The 18,618-nt window shown below is 61.6% G+C and carries 13 protein-coding genes and 5 pseudogenes; 9 read left to right on the top strand and 9 right to left on the bottom strand.

Annotation, left to right across the window (positions count from 1 at the left end):
* The 6 genes and pseudogenes from AE618_RS27705 to AE618_RS00275 all read right to left on the bottom strand — a co-directional run.
* Positions 1–114: pseudogene (locus AE618_RS27705) on the bottom strand (electron transfer flavoprotein subunit beta/FixA family protein); the annotation flags it as partial.
* Positions 115–157: 43 nt separating this feature from the next.
* Entirely contained in the window at positions 158–1,159 is a 1,002-nt protein-coding gene (locus AE618_RS00295; protein ID WP_248310695.1) for an NADPH:quinone oxidoreductase family protein, read from the bottom strand.
* Positions 1,160–1,191: 32 nt separating this feature from the next.
* Positions 1,192–1,962, bottom strand: a complete 771-nt coding sequence (locus tag AE618_RS00290; RefSeq protein WP_054207067.1) for an enoyl-CoA hydratase/isomerase family protein — start codon at positions 1,960–1,962, stop codon at positions 1,192–1,194.
* Positions 1,963–1,985: 23 nt separating this feature from the next.
* Positions 1,986–3,134, bottom strand: coding sequence for an acyl-CoA dehydrogenase family protein (locus AE618_RS00285; RefSeq protein WP_054207066.1), 1,149 nt, complete (start codon positions 3,132–3,134; stop codon positions 1,986–1,988).
* A gap of 32 nt (positions 3,135–3,166) precedes the next feature.
* Positions 3,167–4,333, bottom strand: a complete 1,167-nt coding sequence (locus AE618_RS00280; RefSeq protein WP_054207065.1) for an acyl-CoA dehydrogenase family protein — start codon at positions 4,331–4,333, stop codon at positions 3,167–3,169.
* 82 nt (positions 4,334–4,415) lie between these two features.
* Positions 4,416–5,627 carry an ABC transporter substrate-binding protein gene (locus tag AE618_RS00275; protein ID WP_054207064.1) on the bottom strand — a complete coding sequence of 404 codons (1,212 nt, stop codon included), beginning with the start codon at positions 5,625–5,627 and terminating at the stop codon, positions 4,416–4,418.
* Positions 5,628–5,927: 300 nt separating this feature from the next.
* Between AE618_RS00275 and AE618_RS00270 the strand changes: the two genes are divergently transcribed.
* The 7 genes from AE618_RS00270 (at position 5,928) to AE618_RS28695 (ending at position 14,170) form a co-directional block, all read left to right on the top strand.
* Positions 5,928–7,925: an FAD-dependent oxidoreductase gene (locus AE618_RS00270; RefSeq protein ID WP_054207063.1), complete on the top strand. Its 1,998-nt coding sequence runs from the start codon at positions 5,928–5,930 to the stop codon at positions 7,923–7,925.
* A 99-nt stretch (positions 7,926–8,024) separates the two neighbouring features.
* On the top strand, positions 8,025–9,668 hold the full coding sequence (locus tag AE618_RS00265) for an AMP-binding protein (protein ID WP_054207062.1): 1,644 nt from the start codon (positions 8,025–8,027) through the stop codon (positions 9,666–9,668).
* A 21-nt stretch (positions 9,669–9,689) separates the two neighbouring features.
* Positions 9,690–10,457 (top strand): glucose 1-dehydrogenase, encoded by a 768-nt coding sequence (locus AE618_RS00260; RefSeq protein WP_054207061.1) that lies wholly within the window; start codon positions 9,690–9,692, stop codon positions 10,455–10,457.
* An 8-nt stretch (positions 10,458–10,465) separates the two neighbouring features.
* Complete coding sequence (locus AE618_RS00255; RefSeq protein WP_054207060.1) at positions 10,466–11,236, top strand: enoyl-CoA hydratase-related protein; 771 nt, start codon at positions 10,466–10,468, stop codon at positions 11,234–11,236.
* A gap of 42 nt (positions 11,237–11,278) precedes the next feature.
* Entirely contained in the window at positions 11,279–12,112 is an 834-nt protein-coding gene (locus tag AE618_RS00250) for an alpha/beta fold hydrolase (protein WP_054207059.1), read from the top strand.
* Positions 12,109–13,140, top strand: coding sequence for an IS110 family transposase (locus tag AE618_RS00245; protein WP_054207058.1), 1,032 nt, complete (start codon positions 12,109–12,111; stop codon positions 13,138–13,140). Before AE618_RS00250 ends, AE618_RS00245 begins: the two co-directional genes overlap by 4 nt.
* Before the next feature lie 46 nt (positions 13,141–13,186).
* Positions 13,187–14,170, top strand: a complete 984-nt coding sequence (locus AE618_RS28695) for a MarR family winged helix-turn-helix transcriptional regulator (RefSeq protein ID WP_248310694.1) — start codon at positions 13,187–13,189, stop codon at positions 14,168–14,170.
* A gap of 134 nt (positions 14,171–14,304) precedes the next feature.
* Here the strand turns inward: AE618_RS28695 and AE618_RS00235 are convergent.
* Together AE618_RS00235 and AE618_RS00230 are read right to left on the bottom strand one after the other, a co-directional pair.
* A pseudogene (locus tag AE618_RS00235) lies at positions 14,305–16,377 on the bottom strand (recombinase family protein).
* Complete coding sequence (locus AE618_RS00230) at positions 16,364–16,501, bottom strand: hypothetical protein (protein ID WP_248310693.1); 138 nt, start codon at positions 16,499–16,501, stop codon at positions 16,364–16,366. The pseudogene AE618_RS00235 and the gene AE618_RS00230 overlap by 14 nt, the downstream one beginning before the upstream one ends.
* A gap of 354 nt (positions 16,502–16,855) precedes the next feature.
* Here AE618_RS00230 and AE618_RS00225 point away from each other — a divergent pair.
* Positions 16,856–17,086 (top strand): annotated as a pseudogene (locus tag AE618_RS00225) (transposase domain-containing protein); the annotation flags it as partial.
* A 448-nt stretch (positions 17,087–17,534) separates the two neighbouring features.
* On the opposite strand, the pseudogene AE618_RS00220 reads toward AE618_RS00225, so the two are convergent.
* A pseudogene (locus AE618_RS00220) lies at positions 17,535–18,253 on the bottom strand (IS110 family transposase); the annotation flags it as partial.
* Between the two features lie 86 nt (positions 18,254–18,339).
* On the opposite strand from AE618_RS00220, the pseudogene AE618_RS27100 reads away from it, so the two are divergent.
* A pseudogene (locus AE618_RS27100) lies at positions 18,340–18,477 on the top strand (IS5/IS1182 family transposase); the annotation flags it as partial.
* Positions 18,478–18,618: the final 141 nt, after the last annotated feature.

Here is an 18,618-nt window from a genome sequence, read left to right as displayed (position 1 = left end):
GAAGGGGTTCATCGACATCTTGACGTTGGCGAGCTCGACGCCGGAACCGTCCGCCTTCACCCGGATCTTCACGTTGTAGTCGACAACCCGCTTCACGGGCACCAGAATCTTCATGGGTGGCAGCCTCCATTTAATGCCAAGGGTTGCGACACGGCCTTCAAAGGGTCTCGCTCCCTAGGCTAACGATGGCCCTGCCGTTCGTCCGCCCGTTAGCAACGAACTCAAGCGCATCCGGCACGGCTTCGAACTCGAAGTGCCGTGCTATCCGCGGCTGCAAAAGGCCTTGACCCCACATCTCTAAAACCTCGGCCTGGACCGTTTTCACGAGATCCGGTGATCGGTCTCGATACTGGTTGAGCTCGAGGCCAAGGATCGAGATGTTCTTCAAAAGCAGATCGTTGACCTTCACCGTCGGAATATCGCCGGCGGCGAAGCCGACGATGACGAGCCGTCCACCCCACGCGCTTGCGCGCAAGGCGGCCGCGAGAAATTCACCGCCGATGGGGTCGATGACGATGTCGGCTCCTTTCCCATCGGTGGCGGCGTGGACCTGGCGGCGAACGGCGTCACGTAAATCAGGACCCGTCAGGTCGATGATCGCGTCGGCACCCGCCGCGCTCACAATCGCGGCATCCTTCACGGATCGGACGGCGCCCAAGACCCTTGCTCCAAGAACCTTCGCGATCTGCACCGCGGCAAGTCCGACGGCGCCACCGGCACCGCCAACGAGCACCGTTTCGCCGCGCTTGAAGCGCCCTCGCTCCACGAGCGCAAAATGGGCGGTCAAATAGGGAAGGCAAAGCAGGGCGGCCTGACTGAACGGGATCGCGTCGGGCAGGGGGAAGATCTGGTGGGTCTTGGCAAGCGCCTGTTCAGCGAATGCGCCATCGAGCACATAAGCCGCGACTCGGTCACCCGGAACATGATCGATAACACCGGGACCGACAGCGCGAATGATGCCGGCGAATTCCATCCCCGGTGTGAAGGGCAGGGGAGGGATCGTCTGGTAGCGGCCGGAGACCATGAGCGTGTCGACGAAACCGACGCCGGCTGCCTTCACTTCGACGACGACCTCGCCTGCCCCCGGTGAAAGGGCGGGCAAAGTGTCGATCTTCATCGCCTGAGGCGAGCCATGCTCCCAGACACGATAGCTGCGCATCAAACCTTGCTCCCGCCGCATCCAGGGTACCTTCAGGCGTCGACGAAGTTGGGAGGGCGCTTTTCTATGAAGGCGGTGATGCCTTCCAGCGCATCGTTGGATTGAAACGCCAGCGTCGAGATTTCCGCCTCGGTCTTCATTCCCTCACCGAGGGCTGAGGCGAACGCGCGCTTGACCGCTTCGCGCGCGTAGGAGAGCGCCACGAGGCTAAAGCCGCTGAACTCGCGCGCGAATGCAATGGCATCCTCAAGACGGGTCTCTTCCCCGACGATCCGATTGACGAGCCCGATGGACAGGGCCTCTTCCGCGCGCACGGTGCGGCCAGTCATGATCATCTCGAGCGCCCTCGCTTCCCCGACAACCCGGGGCAAGCGCTGCGTTCCGCCGTAGCCTGGCATCAGGCCGAGCTTGATCTCGGGAAGCGCCATCGCGGCACGCGGGGTTCCCAGGCGGAAGGTCGATGCGAGGGCGAGTTCGAGCCCGCCGCCGAACGCATAGCCGTGGATGAGCGCGACCGATGGGATGCGAAGCGTATCGAGCTTTGCAAATGTCGACTGTCCGAGTTCCGCCTTGCGCTTCTTCGCGATCGGATCGATGCCGACCATCTCCTTGACGTCGGCTCCCGCACAGAAGGCTTTCTGGCCCGCGCCTGTGATGATCAGAGCTCGCACCTCCATTCGCGCGGCACCGTCGATCGCTTCGGAGATCTCTCGAATGGTCTCGGCGTTGAGCGCGTTCAGTGCCTCCGCCCGGTTCAGGGTCAGAACGGCGAACTCATCTTGACGTGTCAGTGCGACGGCCATGTCTTCCTCGCTGCTTTTTGAATTCAGGGGGCCGCCTTGAGCAACTCGCGCGCAATGACGAGTTGCTGGATCTGCGTGGTGCCTTCGAAGATGCGGAACAGTCGTACATCGCGGTAAAAGCGCTCAACGGGATACTCGGCCATGTAGCCTGCGCCGCCGAAAATCTGTACGGCGCGGTCGGCAACGCGCCCAACCATCTCGGAGGCGAACATCTTGGCACACGCAGCTTGAAGGGTCGTCGTTTCACCGCGATCGCGGCGGGCGGCCGCGTCCAGGATCATGCACCGAGCGGCGTACGTATCGGCTTCGCTGTCTGCCAGCATGGCCTGAACGAGCTGGAACTCCGAAATCGGGTGTCCGAACTGTCGACGATCCTTCGCATAGAGGACCGTTTCACGGATCAGCCGGTCTGAGATCCCGACGCAGAGCGCGGCGATGTGCAGGCGTCCCTTGTCGAGGACTTTCATCGCCGTGCGGAAGCCATTGCCCTCCTCGCCGCCGAGCAGGGCGGAGGCGGGAACGCGGCAGTCCTCGAAGATCACGTCGCTGGTCAAGGCGCCACGTTGTCCCATCTTCTTGTCGGGCTTGCCGAGACGGATGCCCGGCGTGGCGGCCTCGACCAGGAAGCAGGAGATGGAGCCCGCCTTCCGGTCGGGGGCAGTCCGCGCCATCACGGTGAAGAGGCCTGCGGTCGGTGCGTTGGTGATATAGCGTTTGGTGCCGTTCAAAACGTAGTGGTCGCCGTCTTTACGCGCGGTCGTGCGCAACGCCATGGCGTCGGATCCGGCATCGGGCTCCGTCAACGCGAATGATCCGATGAGTTCGCCACTGGCCAGGACTGGGAGAAATTTTGCCTTCTGTTCGGGGGTGCCGGCGATGACGATCGCCTGCGAGCCGATGCCGATATTTGTGCCCGCGACGGAGCGGAAGGCCGGCGATGTGCGACCGAGCTCGAAAACCACTCGAACCTCTTCTTCCATGGAGAGGCCCAGCCCGCCGAATTCCTCGGCGATGGACAATCCGAAGAGTCCGAGTTCCTTCATTCCCGCGACGACGTCGTCTGGAATGGCATCGGTCTCCGCCACCTCCACTTCACGCGGTATGAGTCGTTCCGTGACGAAGCGGCTGACGGTTTCGAGGAGCAGGCCGAATGTTTCAGAATCCAGAGCCACGAGCTAACGTCCTTTATGATGGGAAGATCGTCTCAGCGAGCGATCAGGTCGCGGCTGATGACCTGGCGCTGGATCTGGTTCGTGCCTTCCCAGATCTGCGTGATCTTCGCCTCGCGCATCAGCCGTTCGACACGATGGCCGCTGACGTAACCATGCCCACCAAAGACCTGGACAGCGTCTGTCGTCAGCCGCATCGCCAGATCGGAGGCCTTCACCTTGATCATCGATGCTTCGACGCTGATGTCCTTGATCCCATCATCGACCAGGCGGCCGACATGATCGAGCAGGTTGCGAGATGCGAGAAGTTCGATCGCCAGATCGGCGATCATGAAGGCGATCGCCTGATGCTCGATGACCCGTTTGCCGCCCTGCCGGCGCTCGTTGGCGTACGCTACCATGTCGTTGAACGCCGCGGAGGCGATACCCAAGGCCTGCGAGGCAACGCTGGGCCTCGACTTGTTCAGCACGGACACCATGATCTTCATGCCGTCACCAGGCTGCCCGACGAGGTTGGCGCGCGGAATGCGGCATTCGGTGAAGGCCAACTCGGCCGTCGATGAGGCGTGGGTCCCCATCTTGGTTTCGAGGCGTACCACCTCGAAGCCCGGCGTGCCCTTCTCCAGAATGACTGCGGAAACAGCCTTCGGAGAGTCCTCCAGCCCGCTCCATTTGCCGAACAAGAGGATCAGGTCGGCAACATCACCGGTCGTAATGAAGATCTTGCCGCCATTGATGACGATGTCGTCGCCGTCCGGACGGAACTTGGTGCGGATGTTGCCGCCGTCGGACCCGGCATGTGGTTCGGTGATGGCCAGGGCGCCGAGCCCGCCTTCGGCGATCCGCGGGAGAAGGCGTCGCTTCTGTTCCTCCGTGCCGAATTCGAGGATCGGTTTCACCGCTGCGGCGGTCGTGCCGAAAATGATGCCGGTCGCCGCGCAGGCCTCGGAGAGGATGCGGACGATCTCAAGAAAACAGCGATAGCTGATGGGCGAGCCGCCATACTCCTCCGGAATGAAGATGCCGTTCAGGCCTACTTCCCTGAAGGCATTGAAGTTGGCCCAGGGGAACTCCTTCCGTTCGTCGAAGCCATTCGCATTCGGCGCGACGATTTGAGATGCGAGTCGCGAGACTTGCTCAATGACGAGGCTTTCCTCGACGGTCCAGTTGCGCGACTGCTCGAAATGGGCAAGTGACTTCATGGCGGGTCCCTCGATAGGGCTGGGAGACGTATTGTTTCAAGGGGCTGGCTGCCGGCAGCCGATGCGCCGGCAGCCAGGGAGGTCATCGGACCAGCGGGCACTCGCCCTCGGCCAGCGGACGGAACGCTTCCTCGGCTGGGATCCTCGCGATCGGCTTGTACAGGTCCCAGGTGCCGGTCGATTCCGAAGACTTCTTCACCTCGAAGAGGTACATGCTGTGCAGCTTGCGGCCGTCCTTGCGGATGACGCCGTTGCCGAACGCCTCATCCTGGGTGGGCAGCTCTTTCATCTTTTCGACGATGCCGACGCCGTTTGCGGCGACGCCATCCTTCGAGCCGAGAGCCGCCAATGCCTTGAGGTAATGCAACGTCGCAGAATACGCGCCAGCATGAACCTGACTCGGCATCCGGCCGCCGATACGCTCTGCAAATCGCTTCGAAAAGGCGCGGGTTGCGTCGTTGAGATCCCAATAGAACGCTTCGGTTACGACCAATCCCTGGGCGGCCTTGATGCCAAGGCTGTGGACGTCGGTGATGAAGACGAGCAGGCCAGCCAACCTCGTCCCGGTGGCGGTCAATCCGAACTCGGCCGCCTGCTTGACGGAATTGATCGTGTCAGCGCCGGCATTGGCGAGACCGATGACGTTTGCGCCGGACGCCTGCGCCTGCAGCAGGAATGACGAAAAGTCAGCCGTATTGATCGGAGCGCGCACGCGGCCGATCACCTTGCCGCCGGCCGCTTCGACGAAGCGGGAGGTATCGCGCTCCATCGCATGGCCGAATGCGTAGTCAGCGGTGATGAAGAACCACTTGTCACCCCCCGAGCGGGCGAGGGCGCCGCCCGTGCCTTTGCTCAAGGCATACGTATCGTAGGTCCACTGAACCGTATTGGGCGAACAGGCCTTGCCGGTGATGTCGGAGCTGGCAGGACCAGAGGCAAGAAAGACCTTGTTCTTGTCCTTTATGATTTGGCCTACGGCGAGGGCGACCGCCGAGCTCGCGGCGTCGACAACTACGTCAACGCCGTCCTGATCGAACCACTTGCGAGCGAGTGCGGATCCGACGTCGGGCTTGTTCTGATGATCGGCTGAAACGACCTCGACCTTGAAGTCCGGATGAGCCTTCCGGAAATCCTCGACCGCCATCTGGGTGGCCAGGACCGACCCTCTCCCGGAAAGATCGGCGTAGGGACCGCTCAGGTCGGTCAACACCCCGATTTTCACGGAAGCATCCGCAAAGGCCTGCGACTGCAGCGCCAAAAGCGCGCACGCGAGCAAAAGGCTTTTCTGTTTCATGAGTTGCTTTCCTCCCGACGGCGGTCTCGTTGGGCCGCCGGGCGCAGCTTTAGGACGGCGTCTCAATAAATGTCAACATGTTGACTTAAACCGTCAAGACGGTTTCCGCGGCAGGAGAAAAAACACGAATATATCCCAGATTTATGCCGCTAAGTGCAGGTTTTACAGGAATTATTGCTGGTCGGAGGTTAGTGAAGCGATAAAGCATGCAATGATATTGACATTAATGGCGCGGCGGTATTCCATGCATCGAAATCAAAACGAACAGCGCTCAGCGCGGATATCTGGGAGGTAGGGGCCATGGAAGACGCTCATTCCGCGCTTCTGGAGCCTATTCGGGTAGGCTCCATCATCTTGCCGAACCGAGTGGTCATGGGGTCGATGCACACCGGCCTTGAATGCCACCCGGAGCGCTTCGATGAGCTCGGCCAGTTCTATGCGGAACGGGCGAAGGGCGGGGTCGGGCTGATCGTCACCGGTGGCTTTGCGCCGACCTTCGCCGGACGGATGAAGGACGAACCTGGCACGTTCGAAAGTCCAGCTCAGATCGACGCCCACCGGAGGATCACTGAGCGTGTCCACGCTGCCGGAGGGCGCGTGCTTTTGCAGATCCTACATGCCGGTCGATACGGCTACCACGCGGCGATCGTGGCTCCATCCGCGATCAAATCACCGATCAACCGGGGCAGCCCGAGGGAGCTGACCGCTATCGAGATCGACGAGACGATCGACGCTTATGCCAATACCGCCCGCCTCGCGATTGCTGCCGGCTATGACGGCGTCGAGGTGATGGGCTCCGAAGGCTATCTAATCAGCCAGTTCCTGGCAGAGCGCACCAATGCGCGCGTCGACGAGTGGGGCGGCCCCTTGGAGTGTCGGGCTCGCTTTCCCCTCTCAGTCGTCGCCGCCGTACGCAAGGCCATTAGCGAAGGACCGATCCTCTCCTATCGCATTTCCGCGCTTGAGCTGATCGAGGGCGGGCTGAGCGACGATGAAACGGTCTGGCTCGCCCAGCAGGTCGAAAAGGCAGGGGCGGATTGTCTGTCCACGGGGATCGGCTGGCACGAATCCACTGTGCCGACCATCGCTGGCACCGTCCCTCATGCCGCCTTCGCCAGCGCGACGCAGCGGATCAAGGCCGCCGTGTCCATTCCTGTCACGGCGAGCAACCGCATCAATCTTCCCGAAGACGCCGAGCGCCTGGTCGCCGACGGTTCGGCCGATCTCATCTCGATGGCACGGCCCTTCCTCGCCGATCCAGCCTTCGTCAACAAGGTCAAGAGTGGGCGCGCCGACCTCATCAACGTCTGCATTGCCTGCAACCAAGCCTGCCTCGACCATTACTTCACCGATCAGGTGATCAGCTGTCTCGTCAATCCCAGAGCAGCCAGGGAAGCGCAATTTGCGGACGCGCCGGCGGAGCAACCAAAGCGGGTCGCCGTCGTTGGCGGCGGCGTCGCAGGCATCTCCGCAGCACTGGAGGCCGGTCGGCGTGGCCATCACGTCACCCTGTATGAGGCAGGGCCAGAGATCGGGGGGCAGTTCACGCTCGCGGCCCGGGTTCCGGGCAAGGAAGATTACGGACGGGCGATTGAAGGCTTCAAGAGGCAGCTTGACGAGGTGGGAATCAATGTTCGGACCGGGCAGCGCGTCTGCATCGAGGCCTTGGGGCGTGAGAATTACGACGACGTGATCGTCTCGACCGGTGTCGCCCCGCGTTCGACGGACATACCCGGCGCCGACGATCCGCGAGTGGTGGGCTATACCAGTATTCTCGATGGTTCGGTCAAAGCCGGGGAGCGCGTCGTCGTCATCGGAGCTGGCGGTATCGGTCATGATATCGCGCTCTTTCTGGCGCTCGGCGAGGATCATGGGCCCCAGACCGTCGATGAGTTCGAGGAGCGATGGGGCGTCAAGGGATCGGCGACGCCGCATCCGCCACGGCGTTCCGTCACCATGGTCAAGCGCTCTGCCGGCTCGTTCGGCCGGACGCTCGGTAAAAGCACAGGCTGGATCCTTCGCAGGGAGCTGAAAGACCTCGGTGTCCGGCAGATCGCTGACGCGCAGTATCTGAAAATCGACGCGGAAGGTCTGCACATCGCCTTACAGGATCGCACCGAGGTGATCCCGGCGGACACGATCGTCGTTTGTGCCGGCCAAACTTCGGTTCGTGGGCTCGCTGACGAACTGGAGAGCAGGGGCCAGACGGTCCACGTCATCGGCGGCGCCAAGCTCGCCGGCGAACTCGATGCCAAGCGAGCCATGTTCGAAGGCGCCATCATCGGCAACCAGATCTGAAAACGCAGAAGGCGCCAAGGCGGTCATATGCAGCCCGCTCGCGCCAGTGACCAACAATACGCTTGCAAAGATCAAGCGCGACATAGCCGGGAGGAAACCGTGACACTGAATCTCGATGCAGATTTTCTTCAGAAGAGGCCAGCGAATTATCGGCCCCTCACGCCGTTAAACTTCCTGTTTCGTGCCGCCGACGTTTTTCCCGATCGTGTCGCGATCGTCCACGGCGAAGAGCGCCACACTTGGCGCGAGTACGCGCAGCGCTGCAAGAAACTCGCCTCCGCGTTGAAGCGAACGGGCGTCGGTCGCGGAGACACCGTCGCGGTTCTCGCCCCGAACACGCCGGCGGTGCTCGAGACACATTTCGGCGTGCCGATGACGGGGGCGATTCTCAACACGCTCAACATCCGTCTGGACGCCGCGGCGATCGCGTTCATCCTGGAGCATAGCGAGGCCAAGGCATTTCTGGTCGACAGACAGTGGAGCGGTGTCGCGAAAGATGCGCTCGCTCTCCTGTCATCGAAGCCGATCGTCATCGACATCGAAGACGCGCTTGCGGAAAGTGGCGAGCGGATCGGCTCTTGCACCTACGAGGAGTTCCTTCAGCGCGGGGATGCAAGCGATCCGATCTACTCGCCGGAAGACGAGTTCGAGGCGATCTCTCTCAACTATACATCCGGGACGACCGGAAATCCTAAAGGCGTCCTGTTTCATCATCGCGGCGCCTATCTGAATGCGTTGGGCCAGTTGTTGCACCACAAGATGGACAGCGACTCCGTCTATCTGTGGACCCTGCCGATGTTCCACTGCAACGGCTGGTGTTTTACATGGGCTGTCGCTGCCGTGGGCGGCACGCATGTCTGCCAGCGCAAGGTCGTCGCCGACCAGATTTTTGACGCGATCGAGGAACATGGCGTGACGCACCTTTGCGGCGCGCCGACCGTCCTTGGCATGCTGATCGAAGGCGCGGCGCGCGTCGGCAGGAAGCTCGCCAAGCCGGTTGCGGTGATGACCGCTGGCGCCGCGCCTCCGGCCGCTGTGCTCAAGGACTCCGAGCAAATGGGCTTCGTCGTCCGCCATGTTTACGGGTCGACGGAACTGCACGGAGTGACGTCGATCTGCGATTGGCATCGCGAATGGGATGACGTGCCTGGCGAGGACCGGTCGAAGATGATGGCACGCCAGGGCGTACGTACCGCCGTGACCGAAGCCATGATCGTCGCCAACCCTCTCACACTGGAGCCGGTCCCGCAGGACGGGACCGTGATCGGCGAGGTGCTCTTCCGCAGTAATCTCGGCATGAAGGGCTATCTCAAAAATCCAGCGGCGACCGAGGAGGCCTTTGCGGGCGGCTGGTATCGGACCGGCGACCTCGCCGTCATGCATCCAGACGGCTACATAGAAATCAAGGACCGCTCGAAGGATATCATCATCTCCGGGGGTGAGAACATCTCCTCGATCGAGATCGAGGACGTGCTCTTCAAGCATCCCGCCGTGTCCTATGCCGCCGTGATCGCGATGAAGGATCCCCGCTGGGGCGAAACGCCCTGCGCCTTCGTCGAGCTCAAAGCCATGGGCTTCGACTCACTAACCGAAGAGGAACTGCTCGACTTCTGCCGTGCGCGGCTGGCCAAGTTCAAGGTGCCGCGCCGGGTGATTTTTGGGCCGATCGAACGGACGGCGACGGGGAAAGTGCAGAAATTCAGGCTGCGAAAGCTCGTTCAAGGCAACGAGCAGAGCGTCTAGTGCTCGGAATTGGAGATTGACATGAGAGGCCTTAAGGAACGGGTTGCCATCGTGACGGGGGCAGCTGGCGGAATTGGTCGGGCGATCTGTGAGCGCTTCGTCGACGAGGGCGTCAGGCTCGTCGCAGCGGACGTCAACGAGCCCGCACTGATTGAATTCGCGGAAACTCTGCAGGCTCGCGGCGGCGATGTGCTGGCGCTCGCGTTCGACATCACACGTTTCGCGGATGTCTCGGCGGCAGTGGCGCGCGCGGTCGAGCATTTCGGACAGCTCGACATCCTCGTCAACAATGCCGGATGGGACATCGCAAAGCCGTTCCTGGATACCGAGCCGGATCTTTGGGAGAAGATCATCGCGATCAATCTCCGCGGCCCTCTCAACCTGCACAAGGCGGTGTTGCCGCACTTGATTGCGAATGGTGGCGGAAAGGTCATCAATATTGCCTCGGACGCGGGACGGGTCGGTTCCTCCGGTGAATCGGTTTATTCGGCCTGCAAGGGCGGGCTCATCGCCTTCTCGAAGACCGTCGCCAGGGAATATGCGCGGGACAATGTCAGGGTGAACGTCGTTTGCCCTGGCCCGACGGACACGGCGCTCCTCCGCTCCTTTGTGGGTGAGGGGGAGTACGGCCAGAAGATCTACGACAAGCTGCAGAAGGCGATTCCCCTGAAGCGTCTTGGCCAGCCCGCGGATATCCCGGGCATGATCGCGTTTTTTGCCAGCAGCGACGCAGACTTCATCACCGGTCAGGTGATCAGCGTCTCCGGTGGCCTGACGATGCACGGATAGGAGCAGACATGGACTATCAGGACATCACTTACGAGGTTCGCGGCGCGGCGGCGTGGATCACCATCAACCGGCCCGAGAAATACAATGCGTTTCGAGGCGTGACCTGCGACGAACTGATCCACGCCATCAACAAGGCGGGGTGGGACAAGGCGATCGCAGCGATCGTTCTGACAGGATCGGGGGCGAAGGCCTTTTGCACCGGCGGCGACCAATCGGCTCATGACGGGGCCTATGATGGCCGCGGCACGATCGGGCTGCCTGTCGAGGAACTGCAGAGCCTGATCCGCGACGTCCCAAAGCCCGTCATCGCAAGGGTCAACGGTTTTGCGATCGGCGGCGGCAATGTCCTTGTGACCTGTTGCGATCTGTCGATCGCGTCGTCGACGGCGGTGTTCGGCCAGGTGGGGCCGAAAGTCGGCTCCGTCGATCCGGGCTTCGGCACCGCTTTGCTCGCCAGGGTCGTCGGTGAGAAGAAGGCCCGTGAGATGTGGATGCTGTGCCGGCGCTACCCGGCCGAGCAGGCTCTGCAGATGGGGCTCGTCAACGCGGTGGTGCCGGCCGATCAGCTCGACGACGAGGTCGAGCGCTGGTGTGCGGAGATTGCCGCCCTCAGCCCGACTGCCATCGCGATCGCCAAGAAGTCCTTCAATCTCGATTCCGAGTCGATCCGCGGCATCTCGGCCATGGGCATGCAGGCATTGAGCCTCTTCTACCAAACCGAGGAATCGCGGGAGGGCGTGAAGGCCTTCCTGGAAAAGCGGGCGCCGAAGTTCCGCTGACCAGAGAGGACACGATCGGCAGCACCAGCGCGGAGACCGGGCATGGCGATGATCGGGATCGATGGAGCTCTGGTCGAGCATGCCTGGTTTCATCCGGTGGTGCGGAACGATTCAAAATTAAAGGCGCCGATCGTCTTTCTGCATCACGGTTTTGGTTGCGTCGCGGACTGGAAGAGCTTCCCAAGCAAGGTCGCCGACGCGACCGGCCGCTCGGCGCTAGTCTATTCGCGCCGCGGCTGCGGGGCGTCGTCAGCGCTGCCCTTTCCGCGGACTGAAGCTTATCTGCACGATGAGGCGAGCGGCTTCTTGCCCTTGCTCCTTGATCGCTTGGGGATGGCGCGATGCCACCTCTACGGCCACAGCGACGGGGCAACCATCGCGCTGTTGTTCGCGTCGGCGTTTCCGGATCGCGCGCTCGCTTCGGTGGTTGAGGCTCCTCATGTTTTCGCAGAGGAGATGACGCTCCGAGGGTTTGCCGCGCTGAATGAACGATACGAGACGGATGCCACGCTGCGGCGGAAGATATCCAGGTTCCATCGCGATCCGGACGGGGCATTTTATGCGTGGTCAAACGCGTGGCTTTTACCGGAATTTCGCAGTTGGACGATTGTGGACGAGCTGGCCTTGCTCTCGCAGCCATTGCTGGTGATCCAGGGGGCGGTGGACCCGTTCGGCAGCATGGCTCACGCTCGCCTAATCGCCGGCCGGTCCGGCCGGATTCCGATTGTCGTCGAGCTCGCCCGGTGCGGACACAGCTCCCACACGGAATCCGAAGCTGAAACACTCCAGCTCGTGACGAAGTTTATGGAATGGCTCGCCCCTTACCGTCGGCGCATGATTGCGTTGGTTGAGCGTGGCAGGGAGGTGGGCCGATGAATGATATCAAGGTTCTTGGTATCGATCTGGGTAAGGATATCTGCAGCGTCGTCGGTCTGGACGATGCCGGTCAGGTGTTGCTGCGGCGTCGAATGCGTCGTGACAGCGTGCTGAAGCTAGCGGCAGGATTGCCAGCCTGCGTGATGTCGATGGAAGCCTGTTGTGGCGCCCATCATCTTGGTCGTCAGCTGAGAGAACAGGGTCACGACGTCCGGCTGATGTCGCCGGAATATGTTCGCCCGTACGTGAAAGCGCAAAAGAACGATGATCGGGATGCCGAGGCGATTGCGGAGGCGGCGACCCGCCCGACGATGCGCTTTGTCGATCTGAAAACTGACGAGCAACTCGACATGCAGAGCCTGCATCGAGCACGGGACCGACTGATCGGAGAGCGCACGACGCTGATCAACCAGCTCCGCGCGGTCCTTCTCGAACGTGGAATTGTGATCGCAAAAGGACGGCGCAAGCTCGAAATCCAGCTCGACCGACTTCTCGCAGGCGAGATCGCGATCAGCGGCCGGATCAGGATACTGATCGAGGACATGCGGAACGAATGGCGCGCTCTCGACGAACGGATCGGAGCGTTCGATGTCGAATTTGCGAACCTGGCCCGCACGGATGCTTCGATGAGGCTGCTGGCGACGATCCCTGGGATCGGCCCACTAAACGCGACCGCTTTGGTAGCTTCGGTCGGAAGGGCCGAGACGTTCAACCGTGGTCGAGATCTTGCGGCCTGGCTAGGACTCGTCCCACGACAGATGACGACCGGGGGCAAGCCGCAGCTTCTCGGAATCACCAAACGTGGCAACGGTTATCTCAGGCGGATGTTGATCCACGGAGCGCGAGCAGCCCTGCCGTCCCTGGCCAGGGGTAAGACGCTGATGGGGGAATGGCTGCGCGGACTGCTGTCGCGAGCGCACATGAACACGGCTGTCGTCGCGCTTGCAGCGAAGATGGCCAGGATCATCTGGGCGGTGTTGAGAAGCGGGCGACCCTTCGATCTGAAGGCTACGTCGTCGACAGCATGATCGAGTTCGGCCGGAAGGGCACCCTTCTGGCTGGCGTTGTCTGTGAGTGGATTGGAAAGATGGCCTGACAGTTGAACGGTGTGCCGAAATCCTGACCAAAAAAATGGCGTCTGACGCCGTGAAGTTTATGAGGATCGGTACGCGCGTAAGCTCCATCTTGGCCGGGGACAATCATCAGCCCCCGAGACCGGATACGTTGGCGCAGACTGAAAAGCCGGAAAGAAAATCCCTTGCAGTCGGGGCGAGCCATACGTTTTTACGGACTGCGGTAACGAGCAGGCCGTCGGCGATCTCGAATGAGCCCGAGCTTGCCGAGCCAAGGTCCCTCATGGTTTACACGCCCGGCTGGATTTCAACGACGAGAGTGCGGATGAAGAGCGACCGGGCCCCTGAAACGGCTGCCAGTCCCCGTCGGATTGGTATTGATGAGGTATCGGATAACAAAATGGCCGGATCTGCCCGCTCAGTGTCTGCTTCGCGTCGTCGTCGTTCGGCCCAGGACGCGGACGAAGGGTTTGGCCAGACGTCGACCGACGACCGCTCAACGCGCAATTCCGGATTCGACCAACTGAATAACCGTATATTCTTCCGCCTCTTTCAACTCGGCAACGAGTTGCAGCGGCAAGCCGTTGAACAGCTTGGGATTACAACTGTTCAATGGGCGGTTCTCGGCGCTCTATCGCAAGAAAAATTTGCTTCGGGAATCCCATTGAGTGATTTGGGCGACTATCTGGTTGTCACTCGTCAAAATCTCGATGGCGTGCTCAAGCGCTTGGAGCGAGATGAGCTCGTTCGACGCGTGATTGGCGATGGTGACAAGCGCGCGCGGATCGTGCAGCTCACCCCGCATGGCCGCAAGTACTGGAAGGAGATCCTGGAGCGGATCTATCAATTCTATGACCAAGCTTCGGCTGATTTCACATTCGATGAACGTGTTGCCCTGGTGCACTACCTCAACGTACTTCAAAAGGATTTAGGAAAGGTCGACCTGCCGAAGGCAGGAAAGCCAAAACGCAATGGAAATTCCTAGCGTTTCTTTCATGAGATGACTCAAGGTCGATCTCACTGCCAATTGTCGACGACGGGCGGGTGTGCTTGTCCAACAATGCCGCCGAACGAGCGCTGCGCGGCATCGCAATGCGTGTGTCATTGTGCTCCCTTTCCTCAAGTGTCTGTAAACATTGGAAGCGTGTCCGCGTCGGTAACGCGACACGGGCGCCCTTTTCGGGCCATCGCGGTTTTGGTTGCCTCCGACGCCAGGTCGGCAGCGCGGATCTGGTAGGGTGCCCCGCGAACTACCTGCACAGCAGGAAGAACGCCGGCTTTGATCAGGCGCCGTATAGCGTGGTTCGTGAGGCCTGATAGCTTCGCCGCCTCGGTCATGGTGAGCCATTCGCCATCCTTCTCCGCAGATCGGTAGGCGTGGATCGCGCGCACGCGTCGAACGGAAGAGACGCGGTGCGCTGTCCAGGTTTTGCCCTCGCCGGTGGGAAAGCCCATGCGATTGAGCGACGCGGCTATATGCTCGTCAGACCAGCGGCCGGCCATGCTCCTCATCACCGCCAATGCATCTTCGGCCGTCGCGCACCCGTGTTCACCAGCCCGTGGCTTGCGCACGCGCAGTTCGGAGTGCTGGCCGCCGCGCCAATGGATCGTGAGCACGACATCGCGCGCCTCATCATCGACATCAACGATGATGTCGGTGATCAATGTCCGCAGCAGTTGCTGACGGGCACGCATCGTCACCCCCGGCGTATTCCAGGCCGTCGACAAATTGTCCGCCAGGTTGGTGAAGGCGCCAGGATCAACCTTTATATCCGACGGGGTTGCAGAGGGCTGGCGTCCCTCCAGACCCCGTACGCGCTGGAGCGCTGCCTCCCAGTTCTTTTCCAGTTGCGCGGCAATCAGACGATTGTCGGGATCACAGGCCGCGTAGCGACGCTCGGCCAAGCTTGCTTCATAGCGGGCCTATCGGATGTCCATATCCAGCATGCGGCGCTGATCGTCCTGTTGGTTCCGGTGCATCCGCTCCGCCTCGAACGCAGCTTCGATCGCCATGGGCTCCACCGCCCGCAGCAACTCACGGGTCATCGCGGCATCGACCCGCGGGCCGCCGGAGGTCATGCATCGCGGCAGACCCATCATAAGATTTGGCTTGTCGCAGCGATAGACCGGTCGGCTCTGCGGATTGCCGGTGTAGGCAACGCTCAGCCGGCGCCCGCAGCGCCCGCAGCTCATGATCCCCGAGAGAAGCGCCCTGCCACCCCGTCCGGTTTTTACGCCTCCGGCTCGGCCGTAATTGTTGAGGCTAAGTTGCGTCTGGTTGCGCTCATAGTCGGCCCAGCCGATATAGCCTTCGTGATGATCCTTGATCATCACGTCCCATGTCCCGATCGGCTTGCCGTGCCCGTAGCTGCGCCGCGCTCTTCCTTCGACGATGGAGGTCCGCTTCTCACTTTTCCCGTACAAGTAAACCCCTGCGTAAAACGGGTTCTTGAGAACAGCGATCACGTTGCGGTAGCGGATGGGCATCCAGTCGAAGCTGGTCATGCGACCCTCATCGGAAGGTCGCGGAAAGTGGATCTGATCGGCCTTCATCGAGAGCAGCACCTGGCGCGCGCTGCCAAGCTCACGGAAGCGAGCGAAGACCAACCGGATCACCTCCTGGAGGCGCAGATCAGGATCCAGACCGAGTCCTGCTTCACGGTGCCAGATGTAGCCGAACGGTACCGATAACCGCAGCTCCCCACGTCCTGCCTTGGAACGGGCTGCATCCACCATCCTCGATCGCAGCACGCCGAGCTCGAACTCGCTGATGCTGCCTTTCATGCCCAGGAGCAGGCGATCATTCGGCCGACACGGATTGTAGATGCCCTCGAGATCGATGACGCGGGCTTCGACGAGCCCACATAACTCCAGCAGGTGATGCCCATCGCGGCCGTTGCGCGCGAGCCTGGATGCATCGAAGCACACGACGGCCCCTACCTTGCCAGCGCACAGCCAGGCGACAAGGCGATCAAAGCCGGGGCGTGCCACCGTTCCGCTGGCCGAGCGGCCGAGATCGTCATCGATGATTTCGACATCGACGAAACCGCGCTGGCGCGCAACATCGACCAGATCATACTGGCGCCGCTGCCCCTCCAGATTGGTCATGACCTGGGATTGCGTCGACTGACGCACATACACGACGGCCTTCCTCTGCAGGACGACGGCCGGAATCAGCTCAGCGCTCATCATCGTCAAGCTCCTCGATATGCAGGCCGGCCACCTGCATGAGAATCCGGGCCAGAACCGAAATCACCTTGTCCCGCTCGGGCAAATCCAGCCCTTCCAGCCTGCTGGCCTCGAACACCAGGCTCATCTGCCGATCCGGCACAGACGCCGGCACCTTGAGAGACTCCATCGCCTTCCTCGGGAACGATTGCGATATCGCTCAAGGAGTGTGCGGCGTGGGCCGCTCCTTTCAACTGTCGCTCCAACTCAATCAGCGCTGCCACATTGACGCGAGGTGCGCCGATGGTCATCCCGGCGCAAATCTCACGATCCAGCATCCAGTCGACCATCGAGACAACGACACCGGCCGGCCCCTGTAACTTGAGAAATTGGCCTGCTGCTCGATGCTCAACGCGACGAACCAGAACCATCAGGCCGAAATAGGGGTGATACCGGTAATGGACCTCCAACTCTTGCCAGACATGGGCAGAATGAACGGTGAATGGCTCTTGGAAGAAAATCATGGCTGTTCTGCGGGTCGGACCGGGGCGGTCAACGCGCTGCCGCCATGTACAGCCTCATCGTCACGGCCAAGATGAACGATGTCGATGCCCAGGCCTGGCTCGCCGACGTTCTGGCCAGGATCGCCACGCACCCGGCTCATCGGATTGACGACTTGTTGCCGTGGAACTGGATGCCCAAGCCATCCGCGATGTCTGCCGCGGTAGCCTGACATTGGCCCCGGTCAACAAGGTCCACCATGTCCATACCATCGCCCGTGTCGCCGAAATGCTCGGTGAGGACGAGGACTGGCTGTGCGACGTTGCCAATGAAATGGATTCAGAGGACGGCGTGGTCTGGGTCTATGGGCAGGTGGCGACAGCGTCATGGCGTTCACCGACTTCGGCATCGAGACGCTCAACGGACTCGTCGAGATCTACAAAGCCAATCCTGATCTGCTCAGACGATCTGACGACCCGAAATAGCCGCGCTGCGGCCTATGCCGCATGGTTACTCTCGAAGCGGGGTTCGCCATGTCGAGCGCGCGGTCCGATGCAAGTCCGGCCGCAAGACCCAACCCGGGATATCCCTGCTCGCGTCCCGGCGGGGACGCCTCTTTCCACCGGCAAGGGCGGAATCCGTCGGAGCTTCCTGTCACATGCGTCTTGTTGGCGCCAACCTCATGCCGCCGCCGCCGGCCAAGCTTGGAAGGGCGAATTGCTGCGCCACATCTCGTGCAGCACTACTGCCATCTTGCGGGCGACCGCTACGGCGGCATGTTTGAAGCCCATCCTCTCTGCAAGATCGCGGCCCACGCTTTCAGCGCCGAATCCTGACTCACACGCACCAACAGGCTCGCAGCCGCCTCGAACAGGTAGGCTCGCATCAACTGGTCGCCGCGGCGGGAAATGCCGCCCGTGCGGTCGACCTGGCCCGACTGATGCCGGACAGGCGTCAGCCCAAGATAGGCCCCAACCGATCGCGAATGCCGGAAGTAATCTGGAGCCTCGACGGCGGCAGCATAGCTGGTTGCGACGATGACACCGACACCAGGGCAGGTCATCAGCAGGCGGCAGGTTGCATCGCCCTTGGCCAAGGTGATGAGGCGATGGTCCAGGATGCCGATCTGCGTCCGCACCGCGCGCCAGGCAGCCAGAAGCGGTTCGACGATGGCTGCGACGGCCGGACGCTCCTCGATGAGCTCGTGCACGCGGGTCTCGAAGGAGCGCCCCATGCCCTTGCCGGCCATCAGACCGAAGGTCTTGAGCGTATTGCGGATCTGATTGGAGAGATCGATGGAAATACCCATCAGCTGCGCACGAGCGACAATATGGATTGCCGTCTCTTCGTTCGAAACGTCGAGGGCTGCATAATGAGACATGGAAGTTCTCCGTAGCCAGTGAGGGAGCGGCTATCAGACCGCATCGCGCACCCCCCCAAAAGCTTCGATGACACTCACCCCGGGTCGGGTCGCGATCAGCGCATGTCGAGCGCTTCTGCGCTTGGATCAATCGAAACAGACGGTTGTAGAAGGATGCCGAGGCGACGATCGCGTCCGCGACGGCCATCCTCTACGCAGCAGCCGCAATGGTCCTCATCCGACGGATCGCGCGAAAGGCATGACTTCGGGCCTCTAATCTTACTGTGTCATAAGCTGTCGAACGGTTCTCTGGCAGCATGGACATCGTTCGAGACGGCGGGACAGGGCTCTGATCAGGCGGACGCGGATGGTAGCGATCGAGTCAGCCACGTGCCGCTCGGTCC

This window comes from Allobosea vaviloviae (assembly GCF_001298265.1).
GTDB lineage: Bacteria > Pseudomonadota > Alphaproteobacteria > Rhizobiales > Beijerinckiaceae > Allobosea > Allobosea vaviloviae_B.
The sequence above is the reverse complement of the archived record's forward strand: the minus strand, read 5'-3'. Positions and strand labels throughout refer to the sequence as shown.

Bases quoted from the DNA above. Each gene is read 5' to 3' on its own strand.
- AE618_RS00295 (WP_248310695.1), bottom strand. From the start codon at position 1,159: ATGCGCAGCTATCGTGTCTGGGAGCATGGCTCGCCTCAGGCGATGAAG.
- AE618_RS00290 (WP_054207067.1), bottom strand. From the start codon at position 1,962: ATGGCCGTCGCACTGACACGTCAAGATGAGTTCGCCGTTCTGACCCTG.
- AE618_RS00280 (WP_054207065.1), bottom strand. From the start codon at position 4,333: ATGAAGTCACTTGCCCATTTCGAGCAGTCGCGCAACTGGACCGTCGAG.
- AE618_RS00275 (WP_054207064.1), bottom strand. From the start codon at position 5,627: ATGAAACAGAAAAGCCTTTTGCTCGCGTGCGCGCTTTTGGCGCTGCAG.
- AE618_RS00270 (WP_054207063.1), top strand. From the start codon at position 5,928: ATGGAAGACGCTCATTCCGCGCTTCTGGAGCCTATTCGGGTAGGCTCC.
- AE618_RS00260 (WP_054207061.1), top strand. From the start codon at position 9,690: ATGAGAGGCCTTAAGGAACGGGTTGCCATCGTGACGGGGGCAGCTGGC.
- AE618_RS00255 (WP_054207060.1), top strand. From the start codon at position 10,466: ATGGACTATCAGGACATCACTTACGAGGTTCGCGGCGCGGCGGCGTGG.
- AE618_RS00250 (WP_054207059.1), top strand. From the start codon at position 11,279: ATGGCGATGATCGGGATCGATGGAGCTCTGGTCGAGCATGCCTGGTTT.
- AE618_RS00245 (WP_054207058.1), top strand. From the start codon at position 12,109: ATGAATGATATCAAGGTTCTTGGTATCGATCTGGGTAAGGATATCTGC.
- AE618_RS00230 (WP_248310693.1), bottom strand. From the start codon at position 16,501: ATGAGCCTGGTGTTCGAGGCCAGCAGGCTGGAAGGGCTGGATTTGCCC.